The following is a 14908-nucleotide window of genomic DNA, read 5'->3' as shown; positions in this document are numbered from 1 at the left end:
TCCACCACCTATATGGAGTTTTTCATGTCCCGCCCATATCCAGTTCTGCGCACCCTCGGCCAGCTACTTACACCTGCTGGCCCGAATCATTTCGCCTACCTGTCAGCCCACCCCGAGCAAGATCAAGCCTTGCTGGATGCCCATGCCATGGATGTAGGGACAGCTCCCGGCTTCAGATTGGTTGCCGATACTGATAGCTTCTTACTGATCGCAGACCATGATTACCAAGGTTGCTTGGACCATATTGCCAATGGGCCTTATAGCTGTTCGGCAATGGACTGGGTTGCTGAGCATGCAAGTGGTGAGCAGGTTGAGTGGTATGGCTGTGTAACCGAAGTGGCTCTTCAGGACGCAGCAGGCAGGCAGTCTCGAGTGACGCTCGGGTATTACCCCAAGGATGAAGCCGAAGCGATCGCGGCTTTGCTCGCTCCCAATGCTGAATTATTCAGCTTGAACCAAAAGTGCATTCTTATAGCTGATGCTACGGGTGATATTTACCACTATCAGCTTCGCTACCCAGGTGATTGCGACGACACCGTCCTTTTTGTTCGAGCGATTGACTGTGATACGGGATTGGAGTTCGCGAAGGCCCATCTGCGTTCAATCCACCAGGTAGGAACTGAAGTTCAAGTAACTGGGATCAACACAGGCCTGCTGGCACGAGCTGCCTAGTGAATTTTGACGCCCTGTTCCCGCTGGTGGCACAGCTAGCCACCCGTAAAATCTATCCCATCATCTAAAGAGACTGCCTAAATGAACTCCTGCGAAATCCTGCGTGCCCTTGATACCGTTGCTGCTGTAAGCGGCAAGCTCGAGAAGTCGGCGCTTCTGACAACTTATATGGTTGACCCAACATTCCAACGCGTGATGAAGCTCATGCTCAATCCACTGATCAGCTTCTACAAGCGTCCAGCTCGCTCCGAGGTGTTCGGTACCGGGGTATTCACCGATGACACTTGGCTGATGCTTGACCGCTTGGCTACCCGCCAACTCTCAGGGGACGCCGCAAATCGTGAAGTGCAATCGGCTTTGAATACCCTCACTCCAGAATCCTCGGAGCTGCTGTGGCGAGTGCTCCACCGAGATCCGAGGGCAGGTTTCTCTGAGGGCTCAATCAATAAGATTCTGCCGCTTACCATTCCCGAAGTACCGTACATGCGTTGCAGCCTGCCTTCAGATGTAGATCTGGAAAGCTGGCCATGGGCGCGAGGAATCTATCTACAAGAAAAGGCGGACGGTACCTTTTTTGCCCTCACCGTTAAAAACGGTGGCGCAACCGTCATCAGCCGTTCTGGTTTCGAGTGGCCCCTTGAGCTGTACGGTGATCTGGGTGAGGTCTTTGCCAGCTGGCCTGACGGCCAGTACCACGGCGAAATGCTCGTGGAAAAAGATGGGGCAATCCTGCCGCGTGAGATTGGCAATGGCATGCTTACGTCAGTCAACAAGGGCACCCCGTTCCAAGCTGGTTGCGTGCCTGTGCCGTACCTCTGGGACGTTGTGCCGTTGGAGTCCCTGACCCGACGAGGTAGCTGCCTGACGCCATACTCAGAGCGCTTCTCGCAAGTCGGTAAAGTGGTCGAGGATCTGGGCGGCGGTAAGGTGAGGCTGATTCACACACAGGTCGTTTACTCGCTGGACGAGGCCTATGCCGCCTCTGGTGTGCATATCCGTAATGGCAAAGAAGGTGCGGTCATCAAGCACCCTGACGGCCCTTGGCGCGACACCGGTTCCAGTGGTTCGCCGTTCAGCGTCAAGATCAAAATGGAAGCACCAGCTGAGCTGCGGGTGAAGGGGTTGAGTAAAGGGAAGGGTAAAAATGCGAAGACGTTCGGCGCACTTGAGTGCGTGAGTGAGTGCGGAATGCTGGAGGTCAACATTTCAGGCTTTTCGGACGAATTGCGACTTGAGATTTTCAACAATCCTGAGCGCTACATTGACTCGATCATCAAGGTGACATTCAACGACGTCACCAAGCCCAACAAGAAAACAAACCTCTACAGCCTGTTTCTGCCACGATTCGGCGAGCTTCGACCTGATCGGACCACAGCCGACACCGTGGAGCGCATCATCCAGCAGCTGGAAGACGCCAAGGCAACTATTGGAATGATTGAGTCAGTGGCGGCGTGAAGAAGGCTCCCGCTGTATACCAGCGGGGCTTAGCTGAATGTGTTCGCGAAGGGATACCGCACTTAGAGGGGATGTTTGGTATTCCGCCATTCCATATAGGCTTTGTTGTGTTTTTTCTGGATTTTCGAGGCATAACCAAACCCTCCCAAGGCAGTGATGCTAAGCAGCAGAAGCCACCAATCTGCGCTGGTGAAACCGCCATCCTTCAGTGGGAGCCCCAGATAACAGAGGGCTCCTATTGAGCCTATCCCAATCAAAAAAGCGATGAGTTGGGGGACGTGAGGAAGCTTCGGAGATCCACGCATTGGATCTACTGAGGCTGGTTGAGTTGATAGCCACTTCGCGTGGGCCCTATCGTGCTTAATGCCGATCACAGCCCCAAAGCCAAAGACTCCGAGTCCCAGTAGAGTCAGAAGATTCTGAGCCCCAACAGGCATGGGCACCAATCCCGCCAAAGCGAAAGCTACGATGGCAACCAGCCAAGCGATCGATTGCTTTGTCTTTGGCGGCTTTGGTTCGGCACTGAATGTATCCATGATAGCTCCTTGAGAAATTGTGCTGCAGCTGAGCTAGCGTAACCCCATTGGCGCCTTATCCCAACCCAAGCAATGGTCGCCAAAATGCCGTGTATCCCTGTCAAACTTCATATCAATATCTTCATGCCCCAGGTGCGACAACGAATGCCATTCCACCGCTACACTGAATTTTGGGGTGGTTTTTTGACTTGTGGCCCTGAGCGAGCGGTGCTAAAAAGATCACGTTCTATGCCCAATCCTTGATTGCGCACCCTACCTATCTCGACGTTAATCCGTCAGGTTTGCAGGGACTCATTGGACTGTCAGTTATTTCTGCCATTCCTTTGCGTAGATACTGCTAGATCAATCTAAATTCGTAGCAAGGTTTCGACCTTCCTACGCATCCAGATCGCATCGACTTTTGTTGGTGATGATCGCATTGCCCTTCTTTGAAGGTGCTTCCCCCAGACGGTAGAGATCACATCCTGCCGTCAGGCTTGGTGTTTTCATTTCCTTCAGGTATGAGCGCCTAGCTTGGAGCTTTGCTCATTGCATTGCTTTTGGGTAAATCCTCGGTAACGAGAAATCCATTGCGCAGAACACAGCTCACCAGCTGTGCGGACCCCAACGGCTTGCCGTTGAGTTCCTCCTTGACCCGTCGCAATGTCTGATCTGATCGGCTTCCGCCTAATGCTCTTTTTGTGGCTGGCTACGCGATACAGATCACCCTTTCCGCAAAAGCGGATCCTTCCGGTAAGGCCTGACATCCCCAGGTTTTGGCCAGGTAATGTTGGTTCCCACCTTCCGAACCTGGCCTTAGAGCACCGGGTATATGTAATGTGCCCACCGTTCTACTGGCGAGAGAAACCCTATGAAAACTCATGAGTTGGGGTGCTCCACAGCTATTGCTTAATCAGGCCGCTGCGCGCCGTAACAAGCTGCGCGCCCTAGGCAAGCAGAGTCGTACCTACCACCCCACCAGGGCATTCTCATGCTCTGGCATGGATGCCCCTCCTCGGAGATGTACCCATGACCACATTCAGCTTTCGTAACTACTACTTCGACCAAATCGAGGCTACGCGCGAACTGTTACGTCCAATCCAATCGAACAAAGACACCCCTTGTGCGCTCGAGAAATCCTTAATCCGGGAAATTGAGGTTCGACACGAGAATTTACAGGCGGTGTATGTCGAGCTCGATGAGCTTGGCCTCGGCATGATCTTGCAAAACGAATCGGGGGATTCGTGGGCTTTGATCTTGCCGGATGCTTCAGAAGCGGGACGCTTTCGTTACTCTGCGTTCCGTGACATAGGATGGATGTCCCATTATTCAACTGACACCCTCGACGAAGCAGTCCTTGAGGCGTTTAAATCTGGGTTCACCCGGGTCGCGCCACGAGACACTCTCGACAAACTGTCAGCCACCCTGGAGTGGAAAAAAGGTTGCGAGCGCCTAGCGCACATCGAAGCCCATCAACGTGGGTCGTTGACGTATAGCGAGATGCTTGCAGAGTTTCAAAAGATTGAAACCAAGCATAGCCAGCCGACAAAGCTGGCCGCTTGATATTGGTGCAATGTTCTGGCCCTTCAACGGTTTAGTTCCGAGCACTGAGATTGATTGATCTAGCAGGGAGGACCCTCACAGCCTTATTCAGGTTGTGGGGGTTTTTTGCTTCTGGCACACCTTGATGCCTATCAGACTAGCTCTGAACCTGAGCTGCTTCAGGTTAGATCACACTTTCTAAGGCATGCCTTTGTGCGGCCGATACCCTGGCATCGGGAAGGTGGTGACTCAGCTTTGGTGTTTCAAATGCTCTCATTAGCGTCTAAAGCCCGGATGGAGGATTTAGCTTGTACCCAACCAATCAAATTGGTTCTCATACCCAGCCTCACAAGGGGTTGCTCGAGTACCTCGCCGATCAGGTAATGGCCCAGCTGGCTGCACAGGCTCAAGAGCGTACAGCTACTGAGGACGGCCTTGGTTCTGGCGCAGAGTCCAGTGAGCCATCATCGAAAGCAACATCCTTTTATTTCTCCAGTGGCGGTTCTGTCTGTAATTGCGTTCCCTGTGCAGTCATGCGCCGGCTGGTATGATTCAGCGCATGATTGTGGAGCCCAAAGATGAGTCGACTCAATGAACCAACCAAGCTGAAGGCCGGTGTCTACCTGGCCCGCTGCAAAGAGGCTACATTTCTCAAGGCAGGCATCAATGGTCACAGCTCTGTGTGGCCTGAAGCTGACCTGACGATTCGTGATGGGTGGGCCTACTTCAGCAAATCCGGAGTGGAGGTTTGGAATTGTAATTCTGCCTATGCCAGCCTTCATTTCATTGTTTCCCCAGTAGCCTCCTGATTTTTGGCACCCTCTTTTGGAGTGCAATATGGGACTTGATAGTTAAGCTCTAGATAACGTGGTTATCTGCAGGTGCTCAATCGATGTCCCTAGACCTCTCTCAGCGACAGACCAAATCCACCAATCAGCTTCGTCCCGGTGAATACATTATGCAGCCCGGTGAAAACGCCCTCCTTCGCGTCGAGGACGTGGCTCACCGTCGCTACACAACAATCACTCGGTTGGAGGGGCACTACGCGGGCACCTCGTTCACCGCGGGCCAAAAGCTTGGCCGGCGTTGGGAAGTTATTCCCCCTGAGGAGGCATTGATCCGTTTAATCGCCTCATCGTGCCACTGACCCACTAGGGTGGTGCCACATCAAAGGTCATGCCACGCTATAGTCAAACACGGCGGTTGCTATTTACCCGCCTCATTAGCTAGCGCATTGGATTTCAGATGGACAAGTACCTCACGCGAACCATGGACTTCCTCAACGAAGTTGGCATCACTGTCAGGCTAGTACCTGGAGCTACTGGGTTTGCCCAGCACTGCGAGATTTCTGCGGGATCAATCAACGTTGATCCTCGCTGCCGAGCTTCTGCACTCCTGCATGAGGCGGGACATTTGGCTACCGTTCCTGAACAGTTCCGACACTTATTCTCTGGAAATGTCGGGGCAGGTCAGAGAGCTGTTTTCAACGCGGTCTCCGGCATTGATGTCTTCCCTGGCTCTCCACTGGACCGCGCAGTTGTCCAGATCGGTGACGGCGAGGCAACTGCCTGGGGGTGGGCCGCCGGCATACAGATTGGCATTCCTGAGTTCCGGATCATCCGCAACGACGAATATAGTGGGGAAGGTTCACTAATTCGACTTGGCCTTAAAACCAATAACTACTTGGGCATCAACGGCCTGGCGAACGCAGGCTTCTGCAAGGTAAAAGCTCCCCACCCTTCAGATCTACCGGTCTACCCTTGCCTGGCGTACTGGGTCCATCCAGTGCTGGATGCTTCAGGCACTCACCTCCATGGATGAGCGGTTGAAGGTTGCGATGGGACTGGCCACAGAATGGCATTTGGGTGAGTTGCGCAACTACACTACCGATGTGCCATACATCACACACCCTACTGCGGTAGCAAACTTGTTGGCGGAGATCTCAGACAGTTGGGAACTGATCGCGGCAGGCTATCTCCATGACACCCTTGAGTGCCCTGAAGAAATTCGCATTCAGCGTGAGCGAGTGATTCTCGACCTTCTTGGGCCTGTCGTCCTTCAGCTCGTGAAAGAAGTCACAAACCCGAGTCGAATGAATGATGGTAGCAGGGCGGTTCGAAAAGCGATCGACCGCCAGCACCTGTCCAAGGCGTCGCCTGATGGGCAGTCATTAAGGCTTGCCGATGCCATACACAATTTCTCTGACCTGCAGCAGCGCTCCCCTGCCTTTGCTCTCACCTACGCGGGCGAGAAAAAGCTGATCCTGCCTTTGACAACCCAGGGCTCCCCAGTCCTACACGAGCGCCTGAGTCAGATGATACAAAATATTCTGGATGGGTGATTCTGGCACGAGTCGATAGGCAGCATGATGATCTCATCTTATTTGAGGTTCATCCCATGCCCTGGCACAAAGTAACCCGCGCCTTGCCGGTTCTGCCCGACAGAGAGTTTCTGTACGCGAGATCTGTACCAGTCATGGTTTTCCTCGAATGGGGTTCACAACGGGTAGCCCGTTTCGTCCGTTATGACGATGACGGTGACATGTGGTCCGGCCGCTGGATTAGTGAATGTCCGGACAGCCTTGATCTGACCGATAGTGTTACGCACTGGAGGGACTGCTATGAACCACCAACCGACGAATCTTCAGATGAAGGGTTCTTTGTTGAAGCTGAACAGCTTGTTCGCCTTCGACATATCTCCAAAGGGCTTTATGGCGATGGTTCAGTTTTGACTGCCGACCGCCGTCGAGATCTCGCCAACCTTCTACACCGGTTATTGGGCGAGCTGGCTGATCAGCCAATTCTGGTTTGAGAGGTGTGTTTTGAGTACGTCTGCGATCTGTTCGATGGTTGAATAGCGGGTATTGCTGGGTTCGCTCGGCGTTAAATCAGTCTTTTAAGGTCTTCCCGAACAATGGCAAAGCGCGGCGTTAACACTGTCACTATCATCGGAACAATGGGCTCTGACCCGAAGGTTCAGCAGTTCAATAACGGCTCCACCACCGTAGTTTCCCTGGCTACAAGCGAGTCGTGGACTGACAAACAAAGTGGTTCGAAGGCTGAAGAAACTGAGTGGCATCGCATCGTATTGAAGGGCAGGCACGCTGACGTAGTGGCGCAGGGTGGCCGCAAGGGCCGAGATCTCTACGTCGTGGGCAAGCTTAAATCTCGTAAATACACTGTTGGCTCCGTTGAGAAGTCGATTACGGAGATCATCGTTGATGACTTCGACGGACAGTGCCATTTTGTGGAAAGTGCGAGTGCTTCTATTCGAACCTCATCCGCGCCGGCTCAGAGAGAGTCCAGACCTCAGCAGGGTTCCCAACCCCAAGGCCAACGACACCCCGCCCCAAATCGTCAGTCTTACCAATCCCCACCTGAGCATGCGGACTTTACCCCGCCGCCCCCACAGATGGACGACATGCCTGAGTATGATGAAAGTTTCTTTAGAAACGTTCCCGTTTAAAGTCCTGATGTGGATACTGCACCTGCTTAAAGCCGATAAAGCCGGATGTGGATGTGGCCGTTATGGAATTTTCCATCTTAAAATAGCTGCAGGTTTGCTGTATCGTCTCAGTAACATTCGGCGTGCAAGGCCTTGCAAACCACATACGCCACTTGCTTCACCATAGAATTTTCATGTGCCCCTACACGAAGGGTACGACCGGGCACCAGGATCGCGCCATGCAAAAATGAGCCGTCGACCTGGCACCCCAGATCGTTATGAGCCGCTAAGTACCAATGGATTCTGGAAAATTGCGTCAACCCACTTCTGCTGTGCCTGAAATCCAATCAGCCACGAGTTTCGACCTCATTTTCATGCGTCGTCGAGCCTGCCTACCGTTGGCGGATACAGTCGACGTGGACGATCCGCCGGCAGTAGAAGCCGAATGCGGCCCCCCTATTCACGAGCGATCCAAGCGCTGGCAGCATCAGGATGCCTTTGAGATGCGCAGAATCTCAAAGCTTCACAACAAGTCAAAAGAACTGATTGGGTACCGGCCCATGATCCAGCAGGGGCATGGCTCGGATGGCGAGCACCCAAATAAATGCTTCAGGGCATCGGATTTTGGAGGCAGCATTGAAGAAGCCCTTCTCCAAGCAAAAGCCTGGCGCGATGCAACAGAGTCGAAGCTTGGTATAAAGCCAGGCAGTCTGAGATCCAGATCAGCTGGGAAGCCTTGGTCTGGGGTTTCACTGATCGTTTCTAAATCGCCTATGGGGCGCTCTTACTGGGGGAGCAACCATGTGCTTGGACTGAAACCCCTTCGGGCATACATAGGCAAGCGATCTTACACTGCAGCCTACCATGACCTGATCCGGCGCATTGCTGAACGGGATGGCATACCTCTACCGGACGAATTACCGTCTCCGCCCCCACCTCGTGCTGATCAGTACCGCCGTATGTCAAAGGCGGGGCTCACAGACATTCCACAGCCAGCGCGTAGAAGGGCAAGCCGCTCAAAGAGCTAAGCTTCGAATTCGGACGCCACCTTTTGACTGGTGATTCTGAATCTTTGCGGTACGTTGTCCTCAAGTATTCCAGGACACATCGATAATGAAACCCTTCGCCTTTCTGCTGCTCCCACTTCTACTGGCTGGGTGCGGCGACAGTATCAATGGCGCCTACCAGGCCTCTATCCAGTACGCCGAAGAAAAGCCGCGCCCTGTGGGGTTGGCGATTATTCAAAAAGACCAGATCATCGCAGATGGCCGCGCTGTTTCGATTTCCGAATGGAAGCGTGAGGGTGCCACCTTTACCGCCTTCGACACCCAGGGTAAGCGTCTCGCTCAACTCAAGCGTAATGATGATGGTGACCTTGTCCAAGCGCTACCAATGAGCCGCGTCATCTACCATAAATTCGAGTTCTGAGATCGAGCTCCTACTACAGGATGCCCGGCCTCAATTCTTTGGTCAGTGGGCGAGCCTCAGGAATTTAGAATGCGCTTCTTCCTCTGCGGGCTGCTCGCAGCCTCCGTTTTCAGCGCTATTTCTAGCGTTGCTACAGCAAACGATATTGAGATTTTACCTTCGGCTACTGCAGGAGCCTCTTCCCCTCCAGAGGTATACCTGGCTGGCGAAATTACTGACGACACCGTCGCACAGCTCGCAAGTCTAATACCGAGCAGAGGCTTGGCTGGTTCAATCGTGTATTTGGACTCTGCCGGCGGAGATCCTCAAGCTGGTATGCGGCTTGGTGAGCTTATCCGCGGGTCTAGCATGAACACCGCTATCGGCAAGCCGGGGAAAACATCTGGACGCCCCTCCCCCGGGAAATGCATGAGTGCCTGCGTCCTAACTTATGCTGGCGGTAAGTTCAGGTTCATTGATCCAGCTTCCCAGCTAGGGATTCACCGGTTTTACCGGCGCACCGCACAGTCGACGGATCTTGATGTTGCTCAGGTGCTCTCCGCGGCCATCACTGCCTACTTAATCAAGATGGGCGTAGTGCCTGCCCTTTTCGAAAGAATGGTCCAAGTCGGCCGAGGTCAGATGGAGCTTCTTTCGCACTCTGACGCCGCTAGGCTCAACCTAGTGAACAACGGTGTGCTTCCGGCTGAATGGGGTATCGAAGGAAAGCAGGGGCAGGTCTATTTGATGGGGCGTCAGCAGACCTGGAACGGCACAGGCAAGCTGATAATGTCGTGCGCTCCAAATCAGCGGGTGAGGTTTTCAGCCCTTTATGACGCCGGCGATAACAACGGCTTTATCACTCGCAACGCCACGAACTACACCCTACGCATTAACAAGCAGTTCTTACCGATTGCTTCCCTGCAGGGAAAACCATCAGTCAGTGGTGACTATGTACTCGCCAGTTTCACCCCTAACGATTCAATGCTGTGGGCCATTTCCGGTGGCGAACAACTCGGTTTTGGTTTCCACACTAAGGATTCCAACACGTTCTACGGCTTCTTGGTCGATGCAACAGGCGAGCAGGACCTGGTCAGAAGTTGGATCAAGCACTGCACAGACCGCTAGGGGTTCTGCCACGGCCTGGATGAACCGAGGATTCTCTATCATTCATAGAGGAGCAAACCATGCGATCAGCTGCAGATTTCGAAGCCTCATCCCCGCAGAAGCGGGTATACAGTACCGACGGTACCACTTTCGGAATTTTGACTGGCGGTAGTCGTCGCTGTCAGATGGAAGGCTGCTTGGGGAGAAGCTTTGCTGTCCGCTGGCAAGATGGTCAACTCACCTACCCTTGCAGCAAAGGTCTAATTGATCACTCTTCAGGATCTCTGCAGGTAGGGAGGCAGTTTTAATGATCATCCCTCCCGGGCGTCTCTCACCCGAAACTCTTCAACGGTTGATCGAAGATTTCGTCAGCCGAGAAGGCACTGATAACGGTGATGACTCTACCGAAGCTCAGAAGGTGGCCAGGGTACGCGCCGAGCTCGATGCTGAGTCTGCAGTGATTTACTACGATGCTGAGTTCAGCCAGTGCATCCTCGCGGCCCGTAACCAGGTTCCACCTGAAATGATCAGGGCATGGAAGGAAGAACAGCAGGGATAGCCTCTCGCTAGGGCAGTTTTTAACTGCCCTGGTATGGATTTGCGTCTTGCATTAGGGGGAGTATTTTGTAGCCAGCAACCAATACTGGACTGATGTCCAAGGCCTCACGTCAATGCCAACTCAAGCGCATCAAGCTCTCTACCCTCATCCATCATTGCTTTGCGGATTATCCAGTCTGATTCGTTCACGAGGGCTGGGGAATGCAGCAGTTATCGACGGTCACGTCTTTTTTCATCTGGAGCACACCCCGGTACTGCACTGCGCCCAGATCACAGACGGCTGCGCATCCTGTTCGCCGATTCGCGCACTGATTGGCGCTGATGACCTTGATATGATGCAGATCACTGAAAGTGTGAGCAGGTTCCTTGAGTCTCCTGGCCGCTTTCGCCCCAAGTCAAAGGGGCTAGTTAAAACCTATCTAGCGGAGTGGTCGAATCAGGTAGCTAGGGCGTCCTGTGCAGTTGAGACTGTGCTCAAGATTTTTGACGCCCTGCTCGAGGTAGAGAATTGGTTATCTAGTGACGGACCGGGTGCCTGCGTTATCACTGGTGGCATCGTTATCTGGACTGCCGGCCGACACGGCATGAGCGATCTTCATTTAGCTGTCAATGTAGGAGAACGTCCTAATCCCGATATGACGACTGCTCATCGGTGGGATGCTATATCTGGTGCGTCAAACGCCGAGCTTGAACACTTGTTAGCGAGCCTTGAGCTTTGGAGCACGTCCCCATCGATCTGGAGCTTCCATGGTCGCAAAGTCCCTTCGGTGGTCTGACCAGCGTTGCTGCTTTAGGCTACCCTTAATAGCGACCAACCCCATTGATTCTGCTCTTAACCACAGCGCCAAAGATTGTGCCGGGAAATAACACCTCGGTAGTAGCTACATAGGAGAAATCGTTTTGAACACACCCCCATCTAAGGATGCACTCCGGGAATTCCTAGCATCAAAGTTTGCAGAAGCCGTTGAGCAGAATCCTGATGCCGTCGTGCTCTATGCCGCAGAGCGAGCCCCGGACCCTAAACCTTATGTGAAACGCCCAACCGTCCAGGAAGTGGCGTTCAAGCGCGAGCTCGAAAAAATGCGAGACCACCAGGCGGACAAAACACCAGCTGATTCGGCTACCTCCGTCTCCCCGGCGATCAGAACCAATGCTTTGTCTCTTGATGACTACCCTGGCCTTGTCCAGCCGGCTGAGAACAATGAATTCTGAACCCCTGTTTTGACTGTGAACACACCCTGCTTGGTGTAATGATCTGATTCCCGCAAATGCCGGAATTCCACTTACATGAGTTTCACCAGACTACCTCTTTGTATCCTCACGGTTGCTGTCATAGCTGGGTGTTCATCAAGTACGAGGCCTATGAGTTCCGGCAATCCGTTTGATGAGCCTCTCGCTGCACCTGAGGTTGTCGATTCGGTCTCACGTCAGCCACCACTACCTGTTCCCGCAACTCCGCAAGAGCTCCCCAATCAGGTTGAACTAAGTGATGGGGCTTCAGACCAGCCGGTGGAGTCTGATGTACAGGTTTATGCTGTAGATGAAGCTCCCTACTCTAGCGTCTCTGTCCCTTCTCCAGCTGTGGATACCTCTGATCCTTCGTCACCAGGTCAGACCCAGCCAACCACAACCCCAAGCCAAGCCGATGAGGTGCTTCAAGAGGCGCGCCGGGTTGGACGTACTGGAGATTTTATGGGACAGCTTGCCTTGCTTGAGCAGTCCGGATACATGGGCAATCCAAACGCGTTCTATGAATTGGCAAAGATCTATCTCACAGGCATTGGTGTTGAGAAAGCCCCAGACGCCGCTGTCGGGTACCTCAACTCTGCAATGAACCTGGGTCATTCAGAAGCTACGCGCGTCTTGGGCTGGCTATATGTGATGGGTAACGGGGTAGGCAAAGACGTTGCTTATGGTGAAATGCTGCTAGCTAAATCCGCGGAGACCAGCGTTAGAGCCAAACGTGAATTTGGTATGGCGCTGACTAACCAGCGCATTCCTCATCTGAATGATATGGAGCGAGGGCTCGAATATCTTAAGTCGGCCTCCGAAGCAGGTGATACAGAGGCCGCTAAGGCATTTGCGGCAGCTTTCACAGCCAACCCAGCTTCTGCGCCTGAACCTGAGCCCAGTACCGCACTTAGCGCGGGAGCGGATACAGCAAAGCGGCCTTATGAAGCCAGACCACGCCAGGCTATTCGGGATGGTGGTGATGAGTTGGAGCAGTTGGGGCGAACAGGCGACACCTCAGCGATCTACCAATATGCGCTCAACCTGTCACTAGGGCGCATACGCGCCCAGGGAGATCCACAATTCAAGGCCTACTGCTGGTATTCCGTGGCTGCCGCCCGCGGGTATGGGCCAGCACGGGAAGAGGTTCGGTCTTTGGCGGGAGTCAGAACCCTCGCCGACAAAAAGTACCCAGGAAGAATGGATGCTTGCATTGCAGAACTGAACGCTGCAATCGATGGCTAGCTAGCGACGCTGGCCGCCGCGCGGCCAGTAACCGTAATCTCGTAACCACCACCAGGCAGTTCAATAGCTTTTACAAAACCGACGCTTTGAAGGCGACGAAGGTGACGCCCGCCCAGCATCGACTTGCGCGAGTTGTCCAGCTTGCTGTTGAGTGCACCGCCCAAGTCTGCAGCAGTGAGCACAGAACCTCCTAGCCCATTCAGTACCTTCAGGGCTTGAAGGTCGAGCTCGGAAATAACAATGTTGGCGGGGCCCCGCGAAAAATTCTGATGTTCGAGTAGCGGTGTTTTGGGGTGTCTCATTAGCTCATGTCTACGCTTACGGGTCGCAGCAACTCTATATGGTCAAGGATCGTAGGCAAGTCATTATGGCCCTTCGAAATTTGAGAGCACTCGTTGCGCTCTGTTGATTGATTAAAAAAAGCACCATCGTTTTGGGTAGCTACTCTACCGTTTATCGGTAACCATGGCCCCGCATGGAGCTCCAATTTCCCCGAGGTTGAGAAATGGCTGATTCACCACTACGCGTTATGATCGTTGATGATTCCCGCACAATTCGCAAAGCTGGCGAAGACATCCTGACCAGTGCCGGATGCGTAGTCATGCTTGCAGAGGATGGGTTTGACTGCCTCACCAAAATCAAAGACTTCGCTCCTGACTTCATCTTCGTTGATGTAATGATGCCCCGAGTTGATGGCTACATGGTCACCCAGGTCATCCGGTCTCACGAACACCTCAATTCAAAACCAGTAGTAATGCTTTCCTCGAAAGACGGGGTTTTCGACAAAGCCAAGGGTATGGCCGCCGGCGCAACTGATTACCTGTCAAAACCGTTCAAGCAAGAAGACCTGATCGCTGCCGTTACTAAGCACGTTCCTACCTTTGTGCCGATTACTACAAAGTGACCAGCAGCACCAATCAGCAATGACCCTATCGATGCCACGGGGCCTTCCATCTTGGCCCCGTTAACCCCACCTTTACATCATTTTCCATCTCAACCCTTGTAAACTCAGATTCACACGTTATCCCAGTATCACAGGCCAACGGCCTACCAAACAGGGTGTCAATGTCGACCCCTTCTGTGATCGCTTCGGGAGAACACGTATGACTGAATCACTTCTTCGTATTGCCTACTTCGCCATTGGCATCTACACATTTGCGAGCGCGCTGCTCACAAGCACCATTCTAAGCCGTGCGGATACCCTATCGGCTGTCGAAAAGCTCAGTCTGAGCAGTATCTGGGTGTCATTCGTTGCCTTCGTTCTGATTGTAACTTGGGCCTCGAGGGCTGCCGCTGCAAAACCCGGTCACAAACTTTCCGAGTCATTCCTACGCGTCTCGTTTCTAACGATGGGGCTCTTCTTCGGTACCTGCGCCGTTGCAAGCACCATGGCTTTGACCGCATCCAACAGCGCACTTCAGGATTGGTTCTGCGTTGGTGGCCTGTGGTTCGCATTCGTAAGTTTCTGCGGGATCCTTTTGTTGCCCGGCCGTATTGGCGGCAAGGTAGTGGCTGCTGAACTTTCCACAGACGCGCATTCCGCATAACCGTTTTGACGTGATTCGGTCGCTGTAAAGTGTCAAAGTTGGATCAATATCCAGTGAGTCCAACGAGGGAACATGACGGATCTACAGCAAACTCATAATGCGTTTGGCGGTTTGGACGGCTATAGGGCCGTCCATGAGGCTCTTTCCCGAGCTCTTGCCGAGCCCGCTGCCCAAGGCGACCACGCA

At 53.3% G+C, this 14908-nt stretch carries 18 protein-coding genes; 16 read left to right on the top strand and 2 right to left on the bottom strand.

From position 1 onward, the window contains the following. Positions 1-24 precede the first annotated feature (24 nt). Together P5706_RS35640 and P5706_RS35635 are read left to right on the top strand one after the other, a co-directional pair. Positions 25-672 carry a hypothetical protein gene (locus P5706_RS35640; RefSeq protein ID WP_078465919.1) on the top strand — a complete coding sequence of 216 codons (648 nt, stop codon included), beginning with the start codon at positions 25-27 and terminating at the stop codon, positions 670-672. An 81-nt stretch (positions 673-753) separates the two neighbouring features. Then, complete coding sequence (locus P5706_RS35635; RefSeq protein WP_078465918.1) at positions 754-2127, top strand: hypothetical protein; 1374 nt, start codon at positions 754-756, stop codon at positions 2125-2127. A gap of 62 nt (positions 2128-2189) precedes the next feature. On the opposite strand, the gene P5706_RS35630 is transcribed toward P5706_RS35635, so the two are convergent. Then, complete coding sequence (locus P5706_RS35630) at positions 2190-2663, bottom strand: hypothetical protein (RefSeq protein ID WP_078465917.1); 474 nt, start codon at positions 2661-2663, stop codon at positions 2190-2192. Between the two features lie 1008 nt (positions 2664-3671). Here P5706_RS35630 and P5706_RS35625 point away from each other — a divergent pair. The 12 genes from P5706_RS35625 to P5706_RS35575 all read left to right on the top strand — a co-directional run bounded on the left by P5706_RS35625 (position 3672) and on the right by P5706_RS35575 (position 13175). Further along, complete coding sequence (locus tag P5706_RS35625; protein ID WP_078465916.1) at positions 3672-4205, top strand: hypothetical protein; 534 nt, start codon at positions 3672-3674, stop codon at positions 4203-4205. Between the two features lie 557 nt (positions 4206-4762). After that, entirely contained in the window at positions 4763-4993 is a 231-nt protein-coding gene (locus P5706_RS35620) for a hypothetical protein (protein WP_078465915.1), read from the top strand. A gap of 436 nt (positions 4994-5429) precedes the next feature. After that, positions 5430-6005: a hypothetical protein gene (locus tag P5706_RS35615; RefSeq protein WP_078465913.1), complete on the top strand. Its 576-nt coding sequence runs from the start codon at positions 5430-5432 to the stop codon at positions 6003-6005. Further along, positions 5998-6525, top strand: a complete 528-nt coding sequence (locus tag P5706_RS35610) for an HD domain-containing protein (RefSeq protein ID WP_161952146.1) — start codon at positions 5998-6000, stop codon at positions 6523-6525. Before P5706_RS35615 ends, P5706_RS35610 begins: the two co-directional genes overlap by 8 nt. A gap of 56 nt (positions 6526-6581) precedes the next feature. Beyond that, entirely contained in the window at positions 6582-6995 is a 414-nt protein-coding gene (locus P5706_RS35605) for a hypothetical protein (protein WP_153045970.1), read from the top strand. A 102-nt stretch (positions 6996-7097) separates the two neighbouring features. Continuing rightward, a complete protein-coding gene (gene ssb / locus P5706_RS37070; RefSeq protein WP_078465911.1) occupies positions 7098-7649 on the top strand; it encodes a single-stranded DNA-binding protein in 552 nt (183 codons plus the stop codon). A 1092-nt stretch (positions 7650-8741) separates the two neighbouring features. Further along, complete coding sequence (locus tag P5706_RS35600; RefSeq protein ID WP_078465910.1) at positions 8742-9056, top strand: hypothetical protein; 315 nt, start codon at positions 8742-8744, stop codon at positions 9054-9056. Between the two features lie 69 nt (positions 9057-9125). Then, entirely contained in the window at positions 9126-10163 is a 1038-nt protein-coding gene (locus P5706_RS35595) for a COG3904 family protein (protein ID WP_078465909.1), read from the top strand. A 286-nt stretch (positions 10164-10449) separates the two neighbouring features. After that, a complete protein-coding gene (locus P5706_RS35590) occupies positions 10450-10701 on the top strand; it encodes a YheU family protein (RefSeq protein ID WP_078465908.1) in 252 nt (83 codons plus the stop codon). A 112-nt stretch (positions 10702-10813) separates the two neighbouring features. Then, positions 10814-11476 (top strand): hypothetical protein, encoded by a 663-nt coding sequence (locus P5706_RS35585; RefSeq protein ID WP_153045969.1) that lies wholly within the window; start codon positions 10814-10816, stop codon positions 11474-11476. Between the two features lie 124 nt (positions 11477-11600). Further along, complete coding sequence (locus P5706_RS35580) at positions 11601-11912, top strand: hypothetical protein (protein WP_011923225.1); 312 nt, start codon at positions 11601-11603, stop codon at positions 11910-11912. Positions 11913-12062: 150 nt separating this feature from the next. Next, positions 12063-13175 (top strand): tetratricopeptide repeat protein, encoded by a 1113-nt coding sequence (locus tag P5706_RS35575; protein WP_153045968.1) that lies wholly within the window; start codon positions 12063-12065, stop codon positions 13173-13175. Here P5706_RS35575 and P5706_RS35570 read toward each other — a convergent pair. Further along, complete coding sequence (locus P5706_RS35570) at positions 13172-13357, bottom strand: hypothetical protein (RefSeq protein WP_116827419.1); 186 nt, start codon at positions 13355-13357, stop codon at positions 13172-13174. The two genes, P5706_RS35575 and P5706_RS35570, sit on opposite strands and share 4 nt — an antisense overlap. 323 nt (positions 13358-13680) lie before the next feature. On the opposite strand from P5706_RS35570, the gene P5706_RS35565 reads away from it, so the two are divergent. Continuing rightward, entirely contained in the window at positions 13681-14079 is a 399-nt protein-coding gene (locus P5706_RS35565) for a response regulator (RefSeq protein WP_011923228.1), read from the top strand. A 199-nt stretch (positions 14080-14278) separates the two neighbouring features. Beyond that, on the top strand, positions 14279-14722 hold the full coding sequence (locus P5706_RS35560; RefSeq protein ID WP_011923229.1) for a hypothetical protein: 444 nt from the start codon (positions 14279-14281) through the stop codon (positions 14720-14722). Positions 14723-14908 lie beyond the last annotated feature (186 nt).

The sequence above is a fragment of the Pseudomonas sp. ChxA genome (assembly GCF_030263855.1).
In the GTDB taxonomy this organism is placed as follows: Bacteria; Pseudomonadota; Gammaproteobacteria; order Pseudomonadales; family Pseudomonadaceae; genus Aquipseudomonas; species Aquipseudomonas fluorescens_CB.
The sequence above is the reverse complement of the archived record's forward strand: the minus strand, read 5'-3'. Positions and strand labels throughout refer to the sequence as shown.